17 protein-coding genes and 1 tRNA gene are annotated in these 25,371 nt (G+C 68.3%); 5 read left to right on the top strand and 13 right to left on the bottom strand.

All coding sequences use genetic code 11. The features are described 5' to 3' along the window. Positions 1-32: 32 nt before the first annotated feature. The 9 genes from RCH15_RS03210 to RCH15_RS03170 all read right to left on the bottom strand — a co-directional run bounded on the left by RCH15_RS03210 (position 33) and on the right by RCH15_RS03170 (position 10,745). A complete protein-coding gene (locus tag RCH15_RS03210) occupies positions 33-635 on the bottom strand; it encodes a 50S ribosomal protein L25/general stress protein Ctc (protein WP_326957978.1) in 603 nt (200 codons plus the stop codon). A gap of 247 nt (positions 636-882) precedes the next feature. After that, positions 883-1,863 (bottom strand): ribose-phosphate diphosphokinase, encoded by a 981-nt coding sequence (locus RCH15_RS03205; protein WP_326957977.1) that lies wholly within the window; start codon positions 1,861-1,863, stop codon positions 883-885. 5 nt (positions 1,864-1,868) lie between these two features. Continuing rightward, complete coding sequence (gene glmU, locus RCH15_RS03200) at positions 1,869-3,359, bottom strand: bifunctional UDP-N-acetylglucosamine diphosphorylase/glucosamine-1-phosphate N-acetyltransferase GlmU (RefSeq protein WP_326957975.1); 1,491 nt, start codon at positions 3,357-3,359, stop codon at positions 1,869-1,871. 208 nt (positions 3,360-3,567) lie between these two features. Continuing rightward, positions 3,568-3,639 (bottom strand) — tRNA-Gln (locus RCH15_RS03195). Between the two features lie 647 nt (positions 3,640-4,286). Beyond that, complete coding sequence (locus RCH15_RS03190) at positions 4,287-6,116, bottom strand: ABC-F family ATP-binding cassette domain-containing protein (RefSeq protein WP_326957973.1); 1,830 nt, start codon at positions 6,114-6,116, stop codon at positions 4,287-4,289. Positions 6,117-6,218: 102 nt separating this feature from the next. After that, positions 6,219-7,181, bottom strand: a complete 963-nt coding sequence (locus RCH15_RS03185) for a 4-(cytidine 5'-diphospho)-2-C-methyl-D-erythritol kinase (protein WP_326957971.1) — start codon at positions 7,179-7,181, stop codon at positions 6,219-6,221. 79 nt (positions 7,182-7,260) lie between these two features. Beyond that, positions 7,261-8,160 (bottom strand): 16S rRNA (adenine(1518)-N(6)/adenine(1519)-N(6))-dimethyltransferase RsmA, encoded by a 900-nt coding sequence (gene rsmA / locus RCH15_RS03180; protein WP_409017111.1) that lies wholly within the window; start codon positions 8,158-8,160, stop codon positions 7,261-7,263. Between the two features lie 159 nt (positions 8,161-8,319). Continuing rightward, positions 8,320-9,576, bottom strand: coding sequence for a ubiquitin-like domain-containing protein (locus RCH15_RS03175; protein WP_326957969.1), 1,257 nt, complete (start codon positions 9,574-9,576; stop codon positions 8,320-8,322). 281 nt (positions 9,577-9,857) lie between these two features. After that, positions 9,858-10,745, bottom strand: coding sequence for a TatD family hydrolase (locus tag RCH15_RS03170; RefSeq protein ID WP_326957967.1), 888 nt, complete (start codon positions 10,743-10,745; stop codon positions 9,858-9,860). 221 nt (positions 10,746-10,966) lie between these two features. On the opposite strand from RCH15_RS03170, the gene RCH15_RS03165 reads away from it, so the two are divergent. From RCH15_RS03165 to RCH15_RS03155, 3 genes are read left to right on the top strand one after another with little or no spacing between them, the layout of a single operon-like run. After that, positions 10,967-12,055, top strand: coding sequence for an AAA family ATPase (locus tag RCH15_RS03165; protein WP_326957965.1), 1,089 nt, complete (start codon positions 10,967-10,969; stop codon positions 12,053-12,055). Between the two features lie 12 nt (positions 12,056-12,067). Further along, complete coding sequence (locus RCH15_RS03160) at positions 12,068-13,492, top strand: DUF58 domain-containing protein (protein WP_326957963.1); 1,425 nt, start codon at positions 12,068-12,070, stop codon at positions 13,490-13,492. Further along, positions 13,489-16,020: a transglutaminase family protein gene (locus tag RCH15_RS03155; RefSeq protein WP_326957960.1), complete on the top strand. Its 2,532-nt coding sequence runs from the start codon at positions 13,489-13,491 to the stop codon at positions 16,018-16,020. The genes RCH15_RS03160 and RCH15_RS03155 overlap by 4 nt, the downstream gene beginning before the upstream one ends. Before the next feature lie 27 nt (positions 16,021-16,047). Here RCH15_RS03155 and RCH15_RS03150 read toward each other — a convergent pair whose 3' ends face one another. Both RCH15_RS03150 and rsmI read right to left on the bottom strand, forming a co-directional pair. Further along, positions 16,048-17,544, bottom strand: a complete 1,497-nt coding sequence (locus RCH15_RS03150; protein ID WP_326957959.1) for an NAD-dependent succinate-semialdehyde dehydrogenase — start codon at positions 17,542-17,544, stop codon at positions 16,048-16,050. A 188-nt stretch (positions 17,545-17,732) separates the two neighbouring features. Further along, a complete protein-coding gene (gene rsmI / locus RCH15_RS03145; protein ID WP_326958472.1) occupies positions 17,733-18,554 on the bottom strand; it encodes a 16S rRNA (cytidine(1402)-2'-O)-methyltransferase in 822 nt (273 codons plus the stop codon). Positions 18,555-18,789: 235 nt separating this feature from the next. On the opposite strand from rsmI, the gene RCH15_RS03140 reads away from it, so the two are divergent. Together RCH15_RS03140 and RCH15_RS03135 are read left to right on the top strand one after the other, a co-directional pair. Beyond that, a complete protein-coding gene (locus RCH15_RS03140; RefSeq protein ID WP_326957957.1) occupies positions 18,790-20,502 on the top strand; it encodes a dolichyl-phosphate-mannose--protein mannosyltransferase in 1,713 nt (570 codons plus the stop codon). Positions 20,503-20,561: 59 nt separating this feature from the next. Further along, positions 20,562-22,391, top strand: coding sequence for an AMP-dependent synthetase/ligase (locus RCH15_RS03135; RefSeq protein WP_326957955.1), 1,830 nt, complete (start codon positions 20,562-20,564; stop codon positions 22,389-22,391). Between the two features lie 118 nt (positions 22,392-22,509). Here RCH15_RS03135 and RCH15_RS03130 read toward each other — a convergent pair whose 3' ends face one another. Both RCH15_RS03130 and RCH15_RS03125 read right to left on the bottom strand, forming a co-directional pair. After that, positions 22,510-23,907, bottom strand: a complete 1,398-nt coding sequence (locus RCH15_RS03130; RefSeq protein ID WP_326957953.1) for a TIGR01906 family membrane protein — start codon at positions 23,905-23,907, stop codon at positions 22,510-22,512. A 143-nt stretch (positions 23,908-24,050) separates the two neighbouring features. Then, a complete protein-coding gene (locus RCH15_RS03125) occupies positions 24,051-25,322 on the bottom strand; it encodes a L,D-transpeptidase (protein WP_326958470.1) in 1,272 nt (423 codons plus the stop codon). Positions 25,323-25,371: the final 49 nt, after the last annotated feature.

Below are 25,371 nucleotides of genomic sequence, written 5' to 3'. Positions count from 1 at the left end.
AAAGGGACCCGGCCACCGGAAAAGCGCCGGAACTACTCGGCTGCGTCCGAGACCGAAGAACCTGCGGTGACATCAGCGGATGCTTCGTCCTCGGAGACCTCTGTGGCCTCGGAGATGTGCACGACGAGGGCCTCGGCGTCGGCCAGCAGGACCGAACCCGTCGGCAGGACCAGGTCCGCGGCGTGGATGTGCTCGCCGGCGGTACGGCCTTCGATGCTGACCTCGATGCCGGTGGGCAGGTGGGTTGCCTCGGCCTCGAGGGACACGACGGTCATTTCCTGGTTGAACACGTTGCCCGGAGCCAGCTCGCCGGTCACGTGAACGGGAACGTCAACGGTGACCTTTTCGCCGGTGCGGACGGTCAAGAGGTCGAGGTGCTCGATGATCTGCTTGATCGGGTCGCGCTGGATGTCTTTGACCAGGGCCAGGTGCTTCTCGCCGTTGATGTCCAGGGTGAGCAGGGCGTTGGCAACACGGACGGCCAGCGTGGTGGCCTTGGCCGGAAGGGTGATGTGGATCGGCTCGGCGCCGTGGCCGTAGATGACGGCCGGGATCAGGTTGGCCATGCGGGCGCGGCGGGCGAAGCCCTTGCCGAATTCGGTGCGTACTTCTGCTGCGAGCTTCTGCTCAGACATGGATATCTCCTGGTGGGATTTCAAGCGGTGGGACTGGACGGTAATCAGCAAGGGCGGAGGTCTGTTTACGACCTTCAACGCCGGCTGCCGTGCAGCTGAGCTTCAGAAGGAGATTCAGACCCAGTCGATAACGGACGGTTCCGGGATCCGTAGGTACGGATTACCGGCGCTCTCCCTCGCCAAGGTTTCGCTACAAGGCTACCAGCGCGGGCACGGATTCGTAAAAACGTGCCCGCACGGGGCCTGGCTAGGCGTTGCCGTCGAACAAACTGGTGACCGAACCGTCGTCGAACACTTCGCGGATGGCGCGGGCGATCAGCGGGGCGATGGAGAGCACCGTGAGCTGCGGGAAGCGCTTGCTGGCTTCAATCGGCAGGGTGTTGGTGACCACAACCTCGCGGGCGCCGGACTCGGAGAGCCGCTGGGCTGCGGGGTCGGAGAAGACGGCATGCGTCGCCGCGATGATGACATCCTTGGCGCCGGCGTTCTTGAGAACCTGGACGGCACCGGAAATGGTGCCGCCGGTGTCGATCATGTCATCGATCAGGACGCAGGTCCGGCCCTCGACCTGGCCCACGACGGTCTTGGACACGGCCTGGTTCGGAACGGTGAGGTCGCGGCTCTTGTGCACGAACGCCAGCGGCGCGCCGCCCAGGCGCTCGGCCCACTGTTCGGCGACCCGGACGCGGCCGGTGTCCGGGGACACCACCGTGACGTCGTCAGCGCCGACGCGGGTGCGGATGTAGTCCGCGAGCAGCGGGATGGCCATGAGGTGGTCCACCGGGCCGTCGAAGAAGCCCTGGATCTGCGAGGTGTGCAGGTCCACGCTCATGATGCGGTCGGCACCGGCGGTCTTGTACAGGTCAGCGATCAGGCGCGCGGAGATGGGCTCGCGGCCGCGTCCCTTCTTGTCCTGGCGGGCGTACGGGTAGAACGGCGACACCACGGTGATGCGTTTAGCGGAGGCCCGCTTGAGCGAATCGATCATGATGAGCTGTTCCATCAGCCAGTTGTTCAACGGGGCCGGGTGGGCCTGGATGACGAAGGCATCGGTGCCCCGGACGCTTTCGCCGGCCCGGACGTAGATCTCACCGTTGGCGAAGTCGTAGGCATCCAGGGGCAGCAGCTCGGTTCCGAGCTCTTTGGCGATCTCCTTCGCCAGCTCAGGATGCGCGCGCCCAGCGGCAAGCACCAGCTTCTTCTCGCCGCGTGCCGTAATTTCGCTCATTATTGCTAGCCCTCTTCTGTAGATGCCGGAGTACTGGAGGAAGTTGTGGTGGCGCCGGCGGCCTCGGCCAGGGACGCGGACACCGATCCCGGGCGGTTCTCGAGGACCCAGTGCTCGGCGTTTTGCTGCTTCGCCAGGGACAGGACCAGGGCGCCGGGCGGCACGTCGCGGCGGATCACCGCGCCGGCGCCGCTGTAGGCGCCGTCGCCGACCTGGACGGGCGCTACAAAGACGGTGTTGGATCCGGTGCGCACGCCCGAGCCGATGACCGTGCGGTGCTTCTTCTCGCCGTCGTAGTTCGCGGTGATGTTGCCGCAGCCGATGTTGGTGTCCTCGCCGATCTCGGCGTCGCCGGCGTAGCCGAGGTGGGAGAGCTTGGAACCGCGGCCGATGGTGACGTTCTTGGTTTCATAGAAAGCGCCAATCTTGCCGGTCTCACCCAGCACCGTGCCGGGGCGCAGATAGGTGAAGGGCCCAACGCTCGCGCGGGCGCCGATGGTCGAGCCGGAACCGTGGGTGCGGATTACGGTGGCGCCTTCACCCACCTGCACATCGGTGAGGGTCGTGTCGGGTCCGACGACGGCGTCGCGCGCCACAGTGGTGCTGCCGTGGAGCTGGATGTTGGGCAGCAGCCGGACATCCTCGTCAAGGGTGACGGTCGCATCGATCCAGGTGGTGGCGGGGTCAACGACGCTGACACCGGCGCGCATCCAGGCCTCGACGGTGCGCCGGTTGAGTTCGGCGCCGAGGGCAGAGAGCTGGACCCTGTCGTTGGCACCTTCGACCTGCCAGCGGTCTTCGGTCACGACGGCGGCGACGCGGCCTCCCGCTGCCCGGGCAAGGCCCAGTACATCCGTGAGGTACATCTCACCCTGGGCGTTGTCGGTGGTGACGTGGGCCAGTGCATCACGGAGCACGGCGGCGTCGAAGGCATAAATGCCGGAGTTGATTTCGCGGATTTCACGCTCCGCGTCCGTGGCGTCTTTGTGCTCCCGGATCCCGGTGACGGTTCCGTCGGCGGCGCGCAGGATGCGGCCGTAACCGGTGGCGTCATCGAGGACGGCGGTGAGGACGGTGACGGCGTTGGGGCCAGTCTCGTGGCTGGCGACGAGTTCGGCCAGCAGCCCGCCGGTCAGCAGGGGGACATCGCCGTAGGTGACCACGACAGTTCCGCTGAGCCGGCTGTCGGGGTGCAGCGCGTCGAGGGCCGCGAGGGCGGCTTCGACGGCACGGCCGGTGCCGGGGACCTCGTCCTGGTCGACGATCAGGGCCGCCGGGTCGATGGCGCCGATGTGGGCGGCCACGAGGTCACGTTCGTGCCGGACGACCAGAGCCAGCTCCTGCGGACGGATGGTGCGGGCGGCATGGAGTGCGTGGCCGACGAGGGACCGACCGCCGATTTCGTGGAGGATTTTAGGGGTACGGGATTTCATCCGGGTACCGGCACCTGCAGCTAGGACGATGACGGCGGCTGGGCCGGTGTTCTCGGGGCTCACGTACGGGCTCTCCTTGCTCAATGGCTTAGCTCATGCCACTCTGTGGTGGATCTGGGCGCCCCGCGGCTGGGGCCCGGAAGTGAATCCGGGTGCCGGATCCGCGCGGCCGGGCCGGACCAGAATCCGGTCGCGGCGCCAGATTCATCTTACGGGACTCCCGCGGGGCCCCGGCCTCCGGGGCCCCGCCGGGCAACCCGACCCACCACTGTTCCGCCCATAGGACTCGAACCTATACTCCACGGCTCCAAAGGCCGGGGTGCTGCCATTACACCAGGGCGGACCGTGCCAAGGCGCTGAGCCTGCGGCACGAGAATCAATTCTGCCACACTGCGTTGCCCGTCCGTGCGGGCGCCACGTCGGCGGCCTTGGCAGTGTCCCCGCCGGCAGCCGCTCCGCGGCGCATCCGCTGCAGTAACGGCCTGCCGTGGAGGGCTGCCGTGGGTGCTCGGCGGTGGATGCTTATCGCGGGTGCCTGGGCGGGTGCCTGCTGCCCAAGGCACCGCGGGACATGCCCTCTTCAGGCCGCGAGCAATGGACATAAACCCCCTATGTCCACTGCTGGCGCGCACCACTGAGCATGTCCGGTGGGATTTACCTGGCACACCGGACATGCCCACCGCCGGGACCGCCTCAGTTACCGACGTCCTTTGGCGGCAGCGGACTAAGCCCCAAGCACCGCGGGACATGCCCCCTTCAGGCCGCGAGCAAGGGACATAGACCCACTATGTCCACTGCTGGCGCGCACCACTGAGCATGTCCGGTGGGATCTGCGGCGCCCAAGGGACAAACCCGTTGCTGGCGCGCACCACTGAGCATGTCCGGTGGGATCTGCGGCGCCCAAGGGACGTATCCGCTGAGCACCTGCACAGATGGGCATGTCCGACGCGGCGGCCTGCGAGTGGGCAGGTCCCCCGGAGCAGGGCGGGCTTACTCCCCGAGGACCTCGAGCGCTCCCAGCCATTCAAGTTCGAGGCCTTCGCGCTCGGCTGCGAGGTCCTTGAGCTTTTTATTGAGCCCGGCGAGATCGCCCACGGCGGAGGCGTCGGCGGCCGTCGCGGTCATCTGGGCGTGGATCTTGTCTTCCTGCTGCTTGAGCTTGCCCAGCTGGCGGTCGATCCTGTTCTTGGCCTTGCGGGCGTCCCGCTTCTCGGCCTCCGACGGTCCGTCTGCTGCGGGGGCCGAGGTGCCGCTGGCAGCGGTGACGGGGTTGCCGCCGCCGGTGATGGTGGAACCGGCCAGAGCCCCTTCGCGCAATTCCAGGTATTGGTCGACGCCGCGGGGCAGGGCCCGGATCTTGCCGTCGCCCAGGAGGGCCATCTGGTGGTCCGTGACGCGTTCGAGCAGGTAGCGGTCGTGACTGACGACGACGAGGGTGCCCGGCCAGCCGTCGAGCACGTCTTCGACGGCGGCCAGGGTGTCGGTGTCGAGGTCGTTGGTGGGCTCATCGAGCATCAGCACGTTGGGCTCTCCCACGAGCAGGCGCAGGAGCTGGAGTCGGCGGCGTTCCCCGCCGGAGAGGTCCTTGACCGGGGTCCACTGCTTTTCGTTGGTGAACCCCAGCTGCTCCACGAGCTGGCCGGCGGTGAATTCCTTGCCGCCGACGTTGAACGAGCGCTTCTCACGTTCGATGACTTCGATGACCCGCAGGTCCGAGACGTCGTCGAGTTCCTTGACCTCCTGGGTCAGCACCGCGGTGACCACCGTCTTGCCGCGCTTCACAGTTCCCGCGGAGGGCTGGATTTCGCCGTTGAGGAGCTTCAGGAGTGTGGTCTTGCCGGCGCCGTTGACGCCGACGAGACCCAGACGTTCACCGGGGGCGAGCCGCAGCGTGATGTTGTCGAAGAGTTTCTGTCCCGGGTCGCCGCCCAGGAAGTCGAGCGAGACGTTTTCAAGGTCCAGCACGTCCTTGCCGAGCCGGGCCGTGGCCATCTTGCTCAGTGCCGTCGAGTCACGCGGTTCGGGGACGTCCGCGATCAGGGCGTTGGCCGCCTCGATCCGGAACTTCGGCTTCGCGGTGCGGGCGGGGGCGCCGCGCCGGAGCCATGCGAGCTCCTTCTTCACGAGCTGCTGGCGCTTGCTTTCGACCACGGACGCGGAGCGGTCGCGTTCGGCCCGGGCCAGCACGTAGGCCGCGTAGCCGCCGTCGAACGGGTCCATGATGCCGTCGTGGATTTCCCAGGTCTTGGTACAGACCTCATCGAGGAACCACCGGTCGTGGGTGACCACGAGGAAAGCACCCTGGTTGGGCCGCCAGCGGGTTTTCAGGTGCCGGGACAGCCACGCAACGCCTTCGACGTCGAGGTGGTTGGTCGGCTCGTCCAGCATGATGACGTCGTGGTCCTCGATGAGCAGCTTCGCCAGCGCCACGCGCCGCTTCTGCCCGCCGGAGAGGGCATGGACGTTGGCGTGCCAGTCGACGTCGGACACGAGTCCGCCCATGACCTCGCGGATCTGCGGATTGCGGGCCCATTCATAATCGGCCTGGTCACCGACGATCGCGGCGCCGACGGTGAGGTCACCGTCGAGCACGTCGCTCTGGTCCAGGTAGCCGATGTTGACCTCGCTGCGTTTCGTCACGCGGCCGGTGTCGGGGGTGGAGCGCATCGCCAGCAACCGCATGAGGGTCGACTTGCCGTCGCCGTTGCGGCCCACCATCCCAATCCGGTCGCCCTCTTCCAGGCCGAGGGTAATGCCGTCGAGGACGGTGCGGGTTGCGTACGAGACCGTGAGGTTTTCGCCGCCGAGCAGGTGTGCCACGGGGAACTGCTTTCCTAGAGGTAAATAATGTCGAGCAAAGTTTTTAGGCCAGACCCGATGGAGCCGGGCCGGTGCGCCGCGCTGATGACGGCGGTGATCCTATTAAAGGAGCGTATCGGAGATGATGCGCGCGCCGTGAACCGGGCCGTGCACCGCGATGGCATCGAGGCCGTGGTGCCGGAGGTCATCGGCGAGTCCCTCCGCCGCGGCCGGACTGTGGGCCAGCAGCGCCACCGTGGGGCCGGAACCGGAGACAATACCGGCGATCGCCCCCAGGGATTCGCCTAATCCCAAAGTGTCCCGGAGGCCGGGCGCCAGCTCAATGGAAGCGCGTTGCAGATCGTTGACCAAAACCCGGGACAACGCGTCGGCGTCGCCGGCCCGCAGTGCCTGGAGGATCAGGGGGTCCACCGCGGTCGGTTCCTCGGTGGCCGCGTCTTCGGCCGCGCGCAACCGGTCCAGGGTCCGGTAGACCTCCGGGGTGGGCAGGCCAAAGTCTGCGGCCACAAGGACCCAGTCCGTCTGTGCCTTAACCAGCGCGGGCGAGAGTTCGTCGCCGAGCCCCAGCCCGACGGCGGTTCCCCCGAGGAGGGAGAACGGCACGTCGGCGCCGAGTTCGGCGGCCAGATGGGCGAGTTCGTCCCGCGACAGTCCGCTGTTCCAGAGCGCGTCACACGCTAGCAGGGTGGCAGCGGCGTCGGCTGAACCGCCGCCCATGCCGCCGGCTACGGGCACCCGCTTGGTGATTTCAAGGTGAACGCCGGTGGAGTGCTCCGAGACATCAGCCATGATGGCAGCGGCTTTATAGGCCAGGTTCCGCTCGTCGAGGGGAATGTCAACGCCGTCGAGGTCCAGGGTGCTGGCGGGGCTGATGCTGACCGTAATGTCGCCGGTGTCGGTGCTGGTGGCGGCAACTTCCTCATAAAGGGATACCGCCAGATAAACGCTGGCCACCGAGTGGTAGCCATCAGCCCGGAGGGGCCCCACATCCAGTGAGACGTTTACTTTGCCGGGAGCCTTGACCCGGACGGTCCTCGCTGCAAAGCGCCCTCTCACTGCGTTCATGGCTCCACGCTATGGCATGGCGGGGCAGGGTCCAAGCACAGTCCGCGCCGGTGTCACCTTCCCGGCGCGGCCGCGGGTGTCACTGGGCCGGGCGGGCGTGCGCTTCGGCGATCCGGGAAAACGCCGCGATGTCGATGACCTCGCCGCGGGCGGTGGGGTCCACGCCGGCAGCGCGCAGGCACCGTTCTGCCTCCGCTGCACTGCCGGCCCATCCGGCCAGTGCGGCCCGCAGGGTCTTGCGGCGCTGGGCGAAGGCAGCATCGATGACAGCAAACACCTGTTCCCGGGTGGCCGTGGTGACCGGGGGTTCCCGCCGGGTGAAGGCGACGAGACCGGAGTGGATCTTGGGTGCCGGCCAGAAGACGTTCATGCCGATGACCCCGGCCTTGCGCATGCTGGAGTACCAGGCGGATTTGACCGAGGGGACACCGTAGGTCTTGGACCCGGGGCCGGCGGCCAGCCTGTCGGCGACCTCGTCCTGGACCATGACCAGGCCGTGCCGCAGGCCCGGAAAATGCTGGAGTAAATGCAGGACCACCGGAACGGCGACGTTGTAGGGCAGATTCGCCACGAGAGCGGTCGGCTCCACGGGGAGCTCGGTGACCCGCATCGCGTCGGCAAGGACCAGGTGAAAGTTCTCGACGGCGTCCGGGCGCCACTGCGCGACGGTGGCGGGAAGCTTTCCGGCGAGGACCGGATCGATCTCCACGGCGACGACGGAGCGGGCCGCGTCCAGCAGGCCCAGCGTGAGGGATCCCAGCCCGGGACCGACCTCCAGGACGGTCTCATCCGGATGGATGTCCGCAGCGGCCACGATCCGGCGGATGGTGTTGCCGTCGATGACGAAGTTCTGACCGAGGGTCTTGGTGGGCCGGACGCCGATTTCCTCAGCCAGTCTGCGGATATCGGAGGCTCCCATGAGGGGGGCTGGCGCGCTCTTTGGCGCAGTACCTGGCGCGGAGGGGGTCGGTTCAGTCACCTTGGTATCCTATCCCCCGGCCCGGCCCGGACATGGCGCAGGCCGGGCCCGGGAACCCGGACCCGGCCTGCGCAGGGGGCCGCAGTGGTGGTCAGCCACCGCGGATCCCGTTCCACATCGGTTGCCCGCCGGCCGGAGCCGATACGGGCCGTGCCTGCTTTAGCGTGAAGCTGCCCAGCCGCAGCCCCAGGGCTGCAGGCCGCGCTGTGCGTAGACGCGGTTGGCGATGTCGATCTGCTGGGCCTTGCTGGCTCCTGCTGCGGTCGGGGCGTAGGCGCCGCCGCCGGAGCCCAGCCAGGTCCGGACGTCGAACTGCAGTCCGCCGTAGTAACCGTTGCCGGAGCTGATGGACCAGTTGCCGCCGGACTCGCACTTCGCGACCTTGTCCCACATGGCTTCGTTCATCATGGCCGGTGCTGCGGCGCCGGTGTTGGCTGCCGCACGGGGGCTGGCTGCCGCACCGGGGCTGGCGGCGACGCTGGGGCTGGCGGCGACGCTGGGGCTGGCCGCGGCGGCCTGGGCTGCCGGCTTGGGCTTCTCCTTGGTGCCGACGCTGATCTGCTCCGTGACCGGCGGTGTGCTGACGGTCTCGGAAACGAGGGTGCGGGACGCTTCGCGGCCGTCCACCAGGACCAGCTTGAAGCTCTTGCTGCGGGTGCCGGCGACGCCTGCCTGGGTGACCTTCTTCTCGCCCTTGGTCATCGCCGGATCCTCGGTGGTGACGGTTTCGAACGGTACGGCCTCGGTGGCATCTTCGGTCTTGCCGGCGTCCACGCGGGAGACCTTGATCACCATGTCATTGACCACCGGCGCGTTGCCCGGCTGCGAGGTCCGGTCTGCGGCAGCCAGTGTGATGCCGGCGTCGGCGAGGAGCTGGGAGACGTTGGCTGCCGTCGTGGAGGTCGTGGCGGCCTTGCCGTCGGCGACGATGCTCACGGACTTCGGCGTCGAAATGGATACGAAGGAACCGGAGACGGTGAGCTGCGCATCTTTCGGAGCGGACACATCGGAGGAACCCGCGACACCAAGTTCGCTTACAAGGCCTTCGACGGTGGGAGCGGTCGTTCTGATGGTCCGCTCGGCGCCGTCCAGGTTGACCTTGACAGCCTTGGCGAGGTTGACCTTAATGACGGAGCCGTCCTGCACGTGGGAGTCAGCCGCTGGCGTGATCCGGTCGGGCGGCTGGAGTTCGACGCTGGCGCCCTTGACCACTTGGCCGACGGTGCCGCCGAACGTCTGGACGGAGCTGACTCTGCCGTCGACGTTGAGGGTTACTGTTTTGTTGTTGCCGACGAAAGCGACGAGCCCAAGAACGAGTGCCACGAGCACCACGAGCTGCGTGCCGACTTTGACGTAGCTGAACTTGCCATCCGATGTGAAGAACTTGACCACGATTGCCCGTATCTTTTGGACCATCCGGGCACGGGGAAAAGTGCACAGTTCAATCCGCCGCGGACGGCCCGGGGGCAGCACCGAAACCGGTGCATCGTGTCCGCGGCAGCTGCGTGCACTGCCGCACTCGCAAACGAGAGCGCGCCCATGGATTCTTGGCCACGATGCGCGCCCTGCAGGAGTGAAATTGTCCGAAGGCCTTCCCCGACCCCGGCTAATGGTTCTCACTGTAACCGGAGCGTTATAAAGCAACCAACAAATTGTGCATACTACGTATCCATATAAGCGGCGCGGTTCTGCTGGAATCAGTCCCAGGATCCGTAGGCCTGCACCGTATTTTGGACAATCCGGGCACAGAGTTCCGAGAGTTCCCATCCAGTCACGCCAGCCATGGCCCGCACGGTGTAAGGGATTAGATAGCTAGCATTGGGGCGGCCCCGATGGGGGTGCGGGGTGAGGAAGGGGGCGTCCGTTTCAACCAGGATCCGCCCGGGCTCCGCTATGGACAGGGCGGCCCGGAGGTTGGCGGCGTTCTTGAAAGTCACCGTACCGGCGAAGGACATGTACCAGCCCTCGCTGTTGCAGGTCCGGGCGAGGTCCTCCCCGCCGGAGAAGCAGTGGAAAACCACCCGTTCGGGGGCGCCCTCCTCCCGCAGCACCTGCACCACGTCGTCGTGGGCGTCCCGGTCGTGGATCTGCAGCGTCAGGCCGAGGCGTTTGGCGATGTCAATGTGGCGGCGGAAGGAGTAGCGCTGGGCGGCCAGCCCGTCACCCTCGGTGCGGAAGAAGTCCAGGCCGGTTTCGCCGATGGCCCGGATCCGCGGGTGCGCCGCGAGGTCCTCAATCTCGGCCAGGGCCTCCTCCAACTCCCCGCGGCCGGCGTACTCCGGCGCGTCATTGGGGTGGAGGGCAACTGCACCGAGCAGCCGCGGATCCAGCTGAACCGCTTGAACGGTGAACCTCGACGATTCAAGGTCGCATCCGACCTGCACGGCACCCTGCACCCCGACTGCCTCGGCCGCGTCCAAGGCAGCGGCGACACTGACCTTCAGCTCGTTGTGCGGGAAGTCCAGGTGGGTGTGGTTATCCATGACGGGCACCGGAAGCGGTTCGGGGGCAGGCGGGTATCCCCGCCTGCCGGCGCCGTCGCTGCCGGGCGCGCGGAACGGGACGGGAGTGAGGGCGGTGATCATCCGTCCACCTTATCGGCGCTCCCCCGGACGCATGAACCGGACCCATGACCCGGACCGGCCGCGAATTAACCTGACCGTGCTATGTCCACCGGGAAGGTGCCTGCAGATTTCCGCGGAACTCTCTGTCAGGCCCGGCAGTTGTGTTAGTACTCTGTTCTAAAGACCGGTCCCAGGCACCATGCCGGTCCTTCCCGGGAACCACCAGGGCTGAAAGGCTGCCGATGGACTACCACCGCATCTCTTTAGACGAAGTACTCCCTGAGGAACGGAACGTCGGGGACGACTCCGCGCTGGCGGGGCTGCGGCCCGCCCAGCCGCCTGCCGCGATGGACGCCGGGGCGTTCCGGGCCGCGAGCGGGCGCGTCCTGACGGCCATCAATACCGTGATTGACGGGAAGGCCGAGGCAGCCAAACTGGCGCTGACCGTCCTCCTCGCCCAAGGCCACCTGCTCCTCGAAGACGTTCCGGGGGTCGGCAAGACCCTGCTCGCCAAGACCCTGGCCCGCACCATCGACTGCTCGGTCAGCCGCATCCAGTTCACCCCGGATCTGCTCCCGTCCGATGTCACCGGCGTGTCCATTTACAACCAGGCCTCCAGGTCGTTCGAGTTCCGGCCCGGTGCCGTGTTCGCCAATATTGTCATTGGCGACGAAATTAACCGCGCCTCAGCCAAGACCCAGTCGGCGCTGCTGGAATGCATGGAGGAACACCAGGTCACCGTCGACGGCACGTCGTACACCCTCGATGAACCCTTCATGGTGGTGGCCACGCAAAACCCGATCGAGATGGAAGGGACCTATCCGCTTCCGGAAGCGCAGCGGGACCGCTTTATGGCACGGATATCCATGGGCTATCCGGACAAGGACGCCGAGATGGAGATGCTGGAAACGCATCAAGCCACCTCCCCCCTGGCAAAGGTCACCGCCGTCGTCACTGCCGCCGAGGTTGCCTCGATGATCGCAACGGTGCGGCAGGTGTACGTCTCGCAGGCGATCAAGGACTACACCGTGTCACTGGGGCGCGCCACGCGGGAAAGCCCTCTGCTCCGGCTTGGCGCCAGCCCCCGGTCCATGCTGCAACTGCTGCGCGCGGCCAAGGCCACCGCAGCGCTGGAGGGCCGGGACTTTGTGCTGCCGGACGACGTCGTGAGCGTGGCGGAGGCCGTGCTGGCACATCGGATCATCCTGGACCGTAAGGCCGCAGGCGCGGGCGAGACCGCCCCGGGTGTCATCCGTGCCGTGCTGGCGAAGATCCCGGTCAGCCCGGATCTGGCCGCCGCCCCCGGCGCTACGCTGCCGAACCGCCGCTAGGGTGGCACTGACGTGGCACTGACGGACCGGTTCCCGAAAGACATATTCACGACCCGGGGCTGGGGATTGCTGGCCACAGGCGGGGTGTTCCTCCTGGCGGCCCAGACAATGGGGCGCCGGGACCTCCTGGCACTGGCCATCCTGCTCGTCGTGCTGCCGTTGTTCTCGCTGGCCGGAACCCGCCTGCTCAAGCCCAACTTCAGTGTTTTCCGGGAGTTCACACCGGCCAGCGTCGAAACGGCGGCCACGGCGACCGTGCTGCTGGCCGTGGCCAGGACCGGCGCGGGTTCAGGTCATGCGCTCATGGAGGAGCACCTGCCCGCGCGGTTCGGGGAGTCTCCTGCCTTCCGGTTCCCGGCCCGGTCGGCCACAGGCGCCACCAGCCGTTATGAATACCATGTGCGCTCCGGCAAACGCGGCCAGTTCCGCATCGGGCCGGTCACGGCCGAGTTCAGCGACCCTTTCGGGCTCTCCCTCCAGCGGCACGCCATCGACGACGGGGACATCCTCACCGTGACACCGGCCGCCGTCGAACTCCCGGCCACCGGCCTCGCCGGCGCCAGGGGCCATGACGGCGTGACGGCCACACGCATCCGGGCCAACCCGAGCGACGACGACGTCATGACCCGGGAATACCGCCATGGTGATCCAATGCGCCGCGTCCACTGGGCGGCGACGGCGCGGCACGGGGAACTGATGGTCCGCCAGGAGGAGTCCGTCACCACCCCGGAGGCGACCATCATCCTGGACCAGCGGCGCTCCGCTTTTACCCGGGGCACCGCCGGCGCGGACGGCCACGAGCCCGTGACCAGCGACGCCTTCGAGTGGGCCGTGACGGCTGCGGTGTCCGTTGGCGCCCACCTCGCCGAGCGCAACTATGCTTTGCGTTTCCTGGACGCCGCCGGCGAACCGGCGTTCCGCCATTCGCCGTCCGCTCCCGAGCCGGAGTCGGAAGAGTACCTCGGCGCGACGGGGCTGCAATCAATCGCCGAGAGCCTGGCCGCCATCCAGCTCACCGGGCCACATGCCAGCCGCAGGGACGGGGCGGGGGCCGCCGGACCCCGGACGGCCGGTCACCGGCACCCCGCAGGCGCAGAGGCCGGGCCGCAGCCGTTCGATGACCGGCTTATGGACAAGCTGGCAGCCCACCGCATGCGCGGGCCGGTGCTGGCAATCCTGGGTGAGATCACGCCGGCCGAGGCCCGGACGCTGTCCGCGGCGGCGGGATTTGCGGCCAACGCCTTTGCGCTGGTCATCACGGAGCGGTCCGCGCAGCCGATGGAAGTGCTCGAGATCCTCAGGCTCGGCGGCTGGCGGGCCGTAGCCGTGATCCCCTCGACGCCGTTGACGGCCGCATGGGCGGCGTTCGACGACGGCGGCACGGCGCCGCTGGCGGCCGCCGCGGACGTTCGGCGGGGGACGGGGGCCCGGCGATGACCATGACCCCACAGCGCAGCGATGCACCTGCCGGCCCGTCCGGCGCGGCTGCGGGGCGCGGCGCTGAACCCGCCGGCCGGGGAGTCGTCCCCGGGAAGGCCCGGGCGCGGACGAAGGTGGGCCCGCAGCCGTGGCTGATGGCCCTGGCAGTGTCCGTCGCCGTCGCTGGCGCGGCGCTGAGCCTCAATGGAGTGCTGCGGGGCTGGGCGTGGTACTCCCCCGCGCTTTCGACGGTCCTGACAGTGGCCTTCACGATGGCCGGGCTCCGTGCCCTGCGCTGGCGCAGCCTCCTGGTGACGGCCGGTGCGTTGACTTCGCTGGTGCTGATCCTGACCTTCACTTTCTTCCGCCCGCAGAGCACTGCAGGGTTAATTCCCTCCGGCGCCACCATGACCCAGCTGGGCCGGTATGTGCGCCGGGCCAGCGAGACCATCCTCGCGGAGAGCGCGCCGGTGGCCCCCAATGCGGGGATTGTCCTGTTGGTTTGCGCCGCCCTCGGGCTGACGGTGATTCTGGTCGACGCCCTTGCGTATCCCCTGGCCCTGCCGGCTTTGAGCGGCCTCGGGATCCTGGCCGTCCTGATCGTTCCGGCCATGATCAAGCCCCAGAGCGTCGGCGTGCTGGCCTTCGCCGCGGCCGCCTGCGGCTACCTGCTGATCCTCGGCTGCAGCCACTGGTTCGCGCCCGACGCACGGACCGGCGCGGAGGCCGTACGGAACCCGGGCCAGTTCCGTCGGGGCGCCCTGACCGGCGCCGCGGCGCTGGCCGCAACGCTTGTGCTCCAGCTGGTGACGCCGGGTTTTGACCAGGGATCCTTCCCGCAGGGCTCGCGGTTGAATCCGTTCGGGCCGGCCTCGGGCCTCAACCCCATGATCAGCCTGGGCAACAGCCTGCGCAGCCCCTCCGGTGACGGACGGATCACGTATGCCACCAATGCTCCCAGCACTCCCTACCTGCGCTCAGTGACCGTGGACAGCTTTAACGGCGATAACTGGGCGCCGGATGATCGCGACGAAACGCGCCGCCTGGGCACAGGACGGCTGGATTCAGGCCTGGAGCCGGCAGCCACGGAAGTCCGGGTGGTCACAGCGGTCAATACCGGCCAGTTCACCAGCCCCTATCTGCCGGTACCGTATGCCCCGGAGGCGGTCAACGGCCTCACGGGCCGGTGGAGCTGGGATCCCGCGACGCTCAGCATCAAGGGTGTGGACACCAACTCCCGCGACCAGCAGTATGTGGCACTCTCGGTGGCACCCCAGCTCACCGCGGACCTGCTGGCACAGGCCACGGGGCCGGTGCAGGGCGTCTCCGAGGAGTTCATCCGCACGCCGGACAACGTCCCGGAAATTGTGCGCACGACCGCCGAGACCGTGACCGCGGGAAGCGCCACCCCCTACGCCCGGGCCATGGCCCTTCAGCGGTACCTGCGCTCGGTCAATTTCACCTACTCGCTGCAATCCCCGGTGCAGGGCGGCTATGACGGCAACGGGTTGTCCGTACTGGCGGATTTCCTCACCGAGAAGAGCGGCTATTGCATCCACTTCGCCTCGGCCATGGCCGTGATGGCGAGGCTGGAAGGGATCCCCAGCCGTATTGCCGTCGGCTACGCCCCCGGCCGTCCCACCGGCTCCACAGTATCGATCGGAGGCCAGGGAGCCCTGCCGGAGTACGAGGTGGACGCCCGCGACGCGCACGCGTGGCCGGAGCTGTACTTCCAAGGGCTCGGTTGGGTTCCCTTCGAGCCCACCCCCTCGCGGGGCGTGGTCCCGGCTTATGCCTCGGACGCCGCGGTGCCGAGCGGTGCCAGTACGAACGAGACGAACGACGGTCTGCTTCCGGACCGCGGCCCCGTCCCGTCGCCCGTGCCCAGTGTGGCGCCGGTGCCGTTGCCGGGGGCAGCAGCCCGGCCCGATGCTGCCGGCGCGCTGCTGCCGGCGCTCTACGGCACCGCGGCGCTGCTGCTCCTGGGCCTGCTGCTGGCATCCCCGCATCTGGCGCGCGGTGCGGTGCGCCGCCGCCGGCTTAGCGCGTCCGGCCTGACGGGTTCCGCGGGTGCCGACGCCACGGCGCTGCTGGCGTGGGCGGAACTGCGCGACCTGTCCAAGGATTACGGCGTAGCGCCGCGGATCAGCGAGACTCCGCGGCACTTCTCCGACAGGCTGCGCTCCTCAGGTGCGCTGGGCGAACCCCAGGGCCTGGATGCGGATGGCCACCAGGCCGTCCGGTCCCTGACGGCCGACTTTGAACGCCGTGAATACGGCAGGCCCGGGGAAGGAACAGCCGGCACCGGAGCTGCCGGCGCGCTGATTGCGGCTGTCCGCGCCTCGCTGGACGGGAACGCCGGCCGGCTTGTGCGCTTCCGAGCAGCCTGGCTGCCGCCCTCCATCCTTGCGGCGTGGCGGTATGGCGCATCGGCCCCCTTCCGCGTCGTGCGGCGCACAGCACAACGCACCCGGCGGGGGCTGGCGCAGGCCTGGTCAAGGGCCCGCGTAGCGCTGCGACGGGTGCGCTGGCTGCGTCGGAGCTGAGGCTCCCCCGGCGGGCCGGGGGTGCGCCTAGCCGGCGTAGGGGTCGGCGATGCCGATGTACTGCGTGTAGAGGTATTCCTCGATGCCTTCCAGGCCGCCTTCGCGGCCCAGTCCGGACTGCTTGACGCCGCCGAAGGGCGCGGCGGCGTTGGAGACTACGCCGGCGTTCAGGCCCAGCATGCCGGTCTCGAGGCGTTCGCCCATCCGGATGCCCCTGTTGAGGTCCTTCGTGAAGACGTAGGCGACCAGGCCGTACTCGGTGTTGTTGGCCAGCCTGACGGCCTCGTCCTCGGTGTCGAAGGTGATGATCGGGGCGACGGGGCCGAAGATTTCCTCGGCCAGGATCCGGGTGCCCTCGGTGACGCCCTTGAGGATGGTGGGCTGGTAGAAGTAGCCCGGGCCCTCGACTGCGGCGCCGCCGATCACCGCGACCGCACCGGCGGACACGGCGTCGGAGACGAGTTCGTGGACCTTGTCCCGGCTCTTCGCATCGATCAGCGGGCCTACTTTGGACTCCGCTTCGGTGCCCCGGGCGGTGGTCATGTCCGCCATCTTCGCGGCGAACTTCTCCGCGAACTCGTCGGCGACGGACTCATGCACGATGAACCGGTTTGCGGCCGTGCAGGCCTCGCCCATGTTCCGCAGCTTCGCCAGCATCGCCCCGGTCACGGCGGCGTCGATGTCGGCGTCAGCGAAGACGACGAACGGGGCGTTGCCGCCGAGTTCCATCGAGGTGCGCAGCACGTTTTCGGAGGCGTCGGCGAGCAGCCGGCGGCCCACCTCGGTGGAGCCGGTGAAGGAAAGCTTCCGGAGCCGGGCGTCCTTGATCAGCGGACCCGTCGTCGCCCCGGCTGTGGAGGTGGGGATCACGTTCAGGACCCCGGCCGGCAACCCGGCCTCCATCATCACGGCGGCGAAGAGCTGCGAGGTCAGCGGCGTCAGGTTCGCGGACTTCAGCACCATGGTGCAGCCGGCGGCAACGGCCGGGGCCACCTTGCGTGTCGCCATCGCCAGCGGGAAGTTCCACGGCGTGATCAGCAGGCAGGGGCCTACCGGCTTCTTCGTCACCAGCAGGCGGGACTTCCCGTCCGGGGAGACGGAGTAGCGGCCGAAGGCACGGACGGCTTCCTCGGAGAACCAGCGCAGGAACTCCGAGCCGTACGTGACCTCGCCGCGGGCCTCGGCGAGCGGTTTGCCCATCTCCAGCGTCATCAGCAACGCGAAATCCTCTGCCCGGGCGGTGACCATGTCGAACGCCCGACGCAGGATTTCCCCGCGCTCACGGGCCGGAACCTTGGCCCAGGACTCCTGTGCGGCGGCCGCCGCGTCCAGGGCCGCGGCCCCGTCCTCGGGTCCGGCGTCGGCAATGCTCAGCAGGACCTTGCCCGTCGAGGGATCCTCCACGTCGAAGGTCTTGCCGGAAGCGGCCGGACGCCACTGGCCGCCGATCAACAGACCGGTGGGAACAGAAGCCAGCAGGGCGCTTTCGCGCTCCGCGGTAATGGGCTGGGCAATTGCAGTCACGGTTGACTCCCTCGTCAGCGATTCGGGGTGGATGGGTTCGGGTTCAGCGCCGCTCGGAACATCCTCGGGGCGCTGGATTACTGCCACGGTACTGCCGCGTTCTCGTACCTGTCTACGCATGGCCGCACCACACTCACCGGGATTCGCTGTGCAGCTGCACAGCGAATGGCCGCCCGGCCGGGCTCGCGCTACCGGGCGGCTAGCACGGCGGAATAAAGTTCACGCTTGCTGACCTTGGCGTCCTCCGCCACGGCCGCGACGGCTTCCTTGAGCCGGATACCCTGCGCCATCAGCGCGTTCACGTCGGCCACGTGGTCCTCCGGTTTGCCCGGCTCCCGCGCCGGGGCACCGCCTACGACGACGGCGATCTCACCCCGCACCTCGTTGGACTCGGCCCACTCAAGCAGTTCGCGCAGGGTGCCGCGGATGACCTCCTCATAGGTCTTGGTCAGTTCCCGGCAGATGGCGGCGCGCCGGTCCGCCCCGAACCGCTCCCGCAGCGCCCGGAGCATGGGCTCCAGGCGGTGCGGCGCCTCGAAAAAGACCATGGTGCGCCGTTCCGCGTCGAGATCCGCGAGCCGCGAGGACCGCTCCCCCGCCTTGCGGGGCAGGAACCCCTCAAAGCAGAACCGGTCCGTCGGCAGGCCCGAGAGCGCCAGCGCGGTGAGCACCGCGGACGGCCCGGGCGCGGCGGTAACGGTCAGCCCGGCGGCCACCGCCCCTTCGACCAGACGGAAGCCGGGGTCCGAGACGGAGGGCATGCCGGCATCGGTCACCATGACGAGGGTCTTCCCGGCCCGCACCTGTTCCAGGAGTTCACCGGTCTTGGCGGCCTCGTTGTGCTCGTGGTAGCTGATGATCCGGCCGGCCACGGTGATGCCCAGGTTCTGGACCAGCCGGTGCAGCCGACGGGTGTCCTCGGCGGCAACGATATCCGCCGTCGTCAGCAGCTCGACGAGCCGGTAGGTCGCGTCCCCGGCGTTGCCGATCGGGGTTGCCGCCAGCACGATCCGGCCTGGCCCGCCGGTAAGCGGAACGGGCGCCGTTGCGGGATCTTCTCCTGTCCCGGGACCGGGGCCGTCCCCGGCGTGGTCCGCAGGGACCACGCTGTCGCCGGAAAGGGTCGGGGAAGTGCTGAGTTGAGGATCCACACGACCAGCCTACTGCTGGCAGGGGCGGGGCCGGACCTGCCGGACCCGCGAAACGGCCCGGCAGCCGGCCGTAGGCCCGGCCGCAAAAGGTAGCATGGGCAGCGTGACGCAGACCCCCACGCGGCCTGTCGATGCCGGCTCCACCGGTTCGGCGCCCCCAGCCCCCAGCACCGGACGCAACCTGGAAGGGCACCGCTGGATCAGCCGCCCGGCGGAGGCGTTCACTCCCGAAGCCCTCAAGGACCGCCTGATCGGCGGCATCCGAAGCTGGCGGGATTACCCGCCCTCGCTCCGGCTGTGGTTCTGGCTCATACCCCTTATCACCGCGGTCCTCGGCGGCATACTGCGCTTCGTTCGGCTGGACTCGCCGCGCAACCTGGTCTTCGACGAGACCTACTACGTCAAGGACGCCTATTCCCTGCTGGTATCCGGCTACGAACGGGCGTGGCCGGAGAAAGCAAACGATTCCTTTATCGCCGGCAACCCCGGGGTGCTCCTGGATACCCCCGAGTACGTCGTCCACCCGCCGGTCGGAAAGTGGATGATCGCCGCCGGGATGTGGCTCTTCGGCGCGGACAACCCCTTCGGCTGGCGGTTCGGAGCAGCCCTGACCGGCACGCTGTCCATTTTCCTGGTGGCCCTCATCGCCCAGAAACTGTTCTCCTCCCTGACCCTCGGGGCCGTGGCCGGGGTGCTGCTGGCGGTGGATGGACACCACCTGGTGATGTCCCGGACCTCGTTGCTGGACATCTTCCTGATGTTTTGGATTCTTGCCGCCTTCGGTGCTCTGCTCCTGGACCGCGACGATGGCCGCCGCCGGCTTGCCGACCGGCTGGGCCGGCACGGGGCTGACCGGCCGGACGGCCGGCCCAGCCTGCTGCAACTGGCGTCGGGACCCTGGCTGGGAGTGCGCTGGTGGCGGCTCGCGGCCGGGATCTGCCTGGGACTGGCCGTCGGCACCAAGTGGTCTGCGCTGTTCTTCCTGGCCGGCTTCGGGCTCCTGACGGTGTTCTGGGACCTGAGCGCGCGCCGGATCGCGGGAATCCACGGCTGGATCAGCGGTGGGATTCTCAAGGACGGGATCCCGGCCTTCCTCAGCATCGTGCCGGTGGCCGCGCTGGTATACGCCGCCACCTGGACCGGCTGGTTCCGTTCCAAGGACGCGTACTTCCGGAACTGGGCCGGGACGGTCCCCTCAGCGGAGTGGGGCTGGCTGCCCAACGCCGTCCGGTCCCTGGCGCACTATCACCTGGAGGCCTACAAATTCCATCAAGGGCTCAGCTCGGACCACCCCTATGAGGCCAGTGCCTGGAGCTGGCTGGTGCTCGGACGGCCCACATCCTTCTTCTATGAGTCCCCCAAGCAGGGCAGCCCGGGGTGCGACACCGCCACCTGCACCACGGCGATCCTGTCCGTGGGCAACCCGGTGATCTGGTGGGGTGCCGCCGCTTGCCTGGGAGTGCTGCTCTTTTGGTGGGCCGGGCGCCGGGACTGGCGGGCCGGGGCGATTCTCGCGGCCGTGGCGGCCGGCTACCTCCCCTGGTTCCTTTACCCGGAACGCACCATGTTCTATTTCTACGCGGTGTCCTTCGAGCCCTTCCTGGTGTTGGCCCTCGCCTACTGCATGGGCCTGGTCCTGGGCCGCCGCACGGACCCGCTGTGGCGGCGCCGTTCCGGGCTCTACGTCGTGGCCCTCTTTGTGGTTACGGCCGTCATCGTCTCCGCCTTCTTCTATCCGGTGTGGACCGCCGAAACCATCACCTACCAGGATTGGCGGTTCCGGATGTGGATGCCGTCCTGGATCTAGGGCAGGATGGCAAGGGACGTCCCCCGGCACCCGGCGGACCCGGAACGAAAGAAACGGTTGTGAGAGAAGCAAGCACCGGACTGCTCGTCGAACTGGATCCGGGCAGCAACGTGACCGACCTTCTGCTGGAGCAGCACGCCAAGGATCCGGTCCGCGCGCTGTACGCACGCAAAGGCCCGGCCGGCTGGGCCGACGTTTCCGCCCAGCAGTTCCTGGACCACGTCCGGGCGCTGGCCAAGGGCCTGATCGCCGGCGGCATCACTCCCGGGGACACGGTGGCGGTGCTGTCCGGCACCCGTTACGAATGGACCGTGGTGGACTTCGCCATTTGGTTCGCCGGCGGCGTGCCCGTACCCATTTACGAGACGTCCTCTGCCAGCCAGATTGAGTGGATTCTCAACGATTCGGGCGCCCGACGGATCTTCGCGGAAAACGAGGCCAAAACCGGCCTGGTCCGGCAGGTTCTGGACAACTCCGGCGTGCTTGGCGACAGCGTGCTCCCGGTGGTCCGGATGGACTACGACGGCGCCGCCCCCAACCTCGCCAGCCTGGCCGCGGCAGGCGGCGGAGTCAGCGACGCCGAGCTCGAGCGGCACCGCTCGGCAGCAGGCCTCGCGGACGTCGCCTCCTTGGTGTACACCTCCGGCACCACCGGCCGGGCCAAGGGCTGCGAAATCACGCACGGAAACTTCGCGCTGGTCGCCAGGAACATCGTCCCGTTCCTGCCCGAAATCCTGATGCAGCCCCGCACCCGGACCCTGATGTTCCTCCCGCTGGCCCATGTCCTCGCCCGCGCCGTCCAGGTGATCTGCCTGGCCGCCGGGACCACCGTCGGACACACCGCCAGTGCCAAGGAACTCCTGGCGGACCTGGCCAGCTTCCAGCCCACGTTCCTGCTCGTCGTGCCGCGGATCTTCGAGAGGGTCTACGCCGGCGCCGCCCACAAGGCGGCCCTCGCGGGCAAGGACCGCCTGTTCGGGGCAGCCGCTGCCGTCGCGATCGACTACTCCACGGCTCTCGACGCCGCTGCCAGGGGGAACGGGACCGGCCCCGGATGGATGACCCGCGCCAAGCACGCCCTCTTCGACCGGGTGCTTTACCCCAAACTCCGGCAGGCCTTCGGCGGCCGGCTGGGCTACACCGTCTCGGGCGCCAGCCCGCTCAGTGCCCACGATGCCCATTTTTTCCGCGGCGCCGGCGTCCCGGTCCTGGAAGGCTACGGCCTCACCGAAACCACGGCACCGTGCACGGCCAACACCCCGACTCGGACCAAAGTGGGAACGGTCGGCATCCCCGTGCCGGGAACCACCATCCGGGTCGCCGGGGACGGCGAGATTTTAGTCAAGGGCATCGGCGTCTTCAAGGGGTATCACAACAACGCCGAGGCCGATGCGGAAGCGTTCGTGGACGGGTTTTTCCGCACGGGCGACCTCGGGTCCCTTGATGCGGACGGATTCCTGACAGTCACCGGCCGGAAGAAGGACCTGCTGGTCACCGCGGGCGGCAAAAACGTCGCACCCGGCCCGTTGGAGGAAAAGATCCGCGAGCACGAACTGGTCCTTCAGGCCGTGGTGATCGGCGATGGCAGACCGTTTGTGTCGGCGCTGATCAACCTGGACCCGGAAGGCCTGGAGAACTGGTGCGCCGTGCGCCGGCTTGAACCGTTGAGCCCCGCCGAAGCCCGCAGCAGTGAACTCGTGCGCGGCGCCCTGCAGCGGGCAGTGGACAACGCGAATGCCCTGGTGTCGAAGGCCGAGTCCATCCGCAGCTTCGTCGTCCTCGACGCCGACTTCACGGTGGAGTCCGGTCACTTGACGCCGTCCCTGAAACTTAAGCGCGCCGCCGTCGTTCGTGACTTCGGAGCTGAGATTGACCGCATCTACGGCTGACAGCCGCGGCTGCACTCGCGGAGACACCCGCGGTTGCACTCGCGGAGGCACACCCAAAGAACAGGAAGCGGCCGGCACCGATGGTGCCGGCCGCTTCCTGTTCGACGGTACGGAGCTGCTAGACGGAGCTGGACTGCCCCCGGGTGGGGGTGTCCCGGGAGCCGGTGGCGGCGGTGCCGGTGGTCGTTGTCTCCGGGGCGTTCGCAGGTCCCGCGGCTGAGTCCGTCGCAGGGCCCTCGCTTGCCGCGGGCGATAGCCCGGCGGGCGCGTCAGCCTTGCTGCGGCGGAAGAGTGACCGTTTGGCCGGGGCGGCGCCGTCCGCAGCAGAACCGGTGGAGGCTGCTGCCGCGGTTTCCTCGCCGGCAGGGTCCTGCGGGGCGGCACCGCGTTTGGGCAGCCCGCGGCGCTTGCGCGTCGGCCAGGTGAGGATCAGGGTCAGGAGCGAGACGATCAGCACCAGGCCGGCGATCACGATGCCGCCGTCCACCCAGAACTGCGCCGGGAAAAGCCGGATCAGGGTGTCCTGCAAGGAGAACGTCCAGGTGCCGCTGGCGAAGAAAACGCTGTGGAACTGGGTAAAGAACTGTTCCCAGCCCAGCACACCGAGCACGCCGAGGCTGAGAATGATGACCAGGGCAATGAGGGCACCTGCAAACAGGCCGCGGCGCACGCCGCCGCGGCTGCGGCGTCGCAAGTAGACGACCGCGATCAGGCTCAGCAGCAGCAGGACCGCTCCGGCGCCGAAGGCGGACAGGATGACCACTTTGACGTCGGCCATGTGGCTGACCTCGCCGTCCTTGAACAGCTTTTCGCCCCCGCGTTGGACGAGCTCACCCAGGTACCGCGGCCCGGCCCAGTTGCTGAGGTAGTCCACGGCGTAGGAGCCGTAGGTCATGCGGTCATCGGTGCTGAAACCGTAGCCGTCCCCCGGGAAGCCTGGCCGGTTGTACTCCACCCAGAGGAACAACGGGCTGGCGACGGCCCGGACGGCCAGCACCAGCAGGATGACGGGAAAGCAGAGTGCCAGGAGGACCTGCATCACCCGCGGGGCGACGGGCTTGGCGTTGGCTGCGTGCTCCCGCTCGGCGTTGCGGCGCTGCACCTCGTCCTCCGGGGGCCGGACGGGAAGCGCGGACGTCGGCAGCGGCCCGCTGAAGCGGCCGCTGCCGCCTGTGGAAGCCGGCTCGACGGCTTCGGCGGCCTTGCGGTCGGCACGGCTGCCGACCTGGCGCAAGGCCTGCGTTTCCGTTCCCTGGCCGGCAGCCCCCGACGTCGTGGTCCCCGACGAGACTGTCCCCGGCGTCGTGGTCCCCGACGAAACAGCGCCCGACGACACCTGACCCTGGTGCGGTGTTGCGGGCACAGCCGCGGACGCGCCGGCCGGACGGCCGGAGTCGGCAGGACGCTTCTCCGCGGAGTTCGGCTTCATCCAGTCGAACGCGGGTTCGTCAGCGTCATCGGCCGGATCCAGCTGCGGATCCTGCCGGTTCGGAGGGGTGGGACTTGAGTCAGTCACTTGCAGCTTCACTTCCGTAGGCGTCCGCGCCGCCGGGCCTTACCTGGCGACGCTCCTTATCTGCCTTCGAGCCTACCGCCCGAGCCGCAAAGCGGGCGAGATGCCACCCCGTAACGAAACGGGGTTTATGCACCCCGCTCCCCTTAGCGTTTGGCGTATTGGGCCCAGGGGATGTTCCAGTCCCCGAAGCCTTCAAGCGGCTCGACGGCGGGGGCTCCCGTGTTGAGGGTCTGGACGACGTCACCGGTTTTCATGTTGCTGAAGAACCAGGCCGCGTCCGCCGGGAGCAGCCCCACGCAGCCGTGAGACACGTTGGACCTGCCCACCGCACCCCAGGCTGATTCGAGCGCCTGGTGGACGTAGACGCCGGAGCTGGTGAGCCGGTTGGCGTACTCCACTGTCAGCGGCGGATAGTAGCCCTTGTCGCCGGGTTCCAGGCCGATGCTGCCGGCGTTGAACTTGGAGTGGCGTTCCTGCTCCATGATGACGGCAAAGCCGGTTGGTGAGAGCCAGTCAGCGTCTCCGAGGGTGACCGGCGCGGTTTTGACCAGCTGGCCGTCGAAATACACGTTCATCGTCTTGGTGACGTCATCGACCACCGCGAGTCGCTGCGGCCCGACGCTGAAGGACGCCTTGGTGTCGGAGTTACCGATCATCTTGTTGCCGAAGTCGACACCGAAGAGCTTAAGGTCAAGGGTGATGGTGCTGTTTGAAGCCCAGAAGGCCTCGGGCCGGATCCGGACGCGCCGGTCCGAATACCAGCGCCACGCGACGGCCTGGCCGGAGGACGCCGTGACGGTGACGGCTTTCTCCAGAGCTTCCTTGTTCAGCACCGGTTCGCTGAACACGATCTCGATGGGCTGGCCGGCACCCATGGTGCTCCCGTTGACGGGGTACACGGCCGCGTCGGCCTCGTTGGCTTTGGCGACGGTGGCGAAGGCCTGGGTCGTCTTTGTCTCCCGGCCGGCCTGGTCAACAACCGAGAAACCATACGTGTATTCAGTAGCGAATTCGAGGGGTTCCCCGGCGGTCCAGGTGGAGCCGTCCGGGCTGGTGGTCCCCGGGATGCGGCCGCCGCCGGAGGCCCGCTCCAGTGCGACGTCCTTCACGGTGCCGTTCACTGCCTTGACTGATGGCAGAGCTGCGGGGTTGACCGCCTTCGCCCCGTCCATGGGAGTCACTCCGAGTTCGACGGCTTTTACCACCGGAGCCGCGAGGCCGGTCACGTTCCGCATCGGGGAGGCCGACTCTGACGGCATCTCCGCTTCGGCCGGGGCGGGCGCCGTCGCGACGCCGATGCCGCCGGCACCGACGACGGCGCAGACGGCCAGCACGGCCAGCATTTTTCCGCTGCGCCTGCTGCCGCGGCCTGGACGTTCGCCGCCTCGTGGCGGCCCGCCCGGGCCCGTTGTCATCTGGTCCATAACCTGTCCCCCAAGGAAATACCGTCAGCCGTCCGCAGAG

Origin of the sequence: Arthrobacter sp. MP_M4, from assembly GCF_035984855.1 — a bacterium.
Taxonomy (GTDB): Bacteria; Actinomycetota; Actinomycetes; order Actinomycetales; family Micrococcaceae; genus Arthrobacter.
Note: the sequence above shows the minus strand (reverse complement) of the source record. Positions and strands in the feature narration are given on the sequence as shown.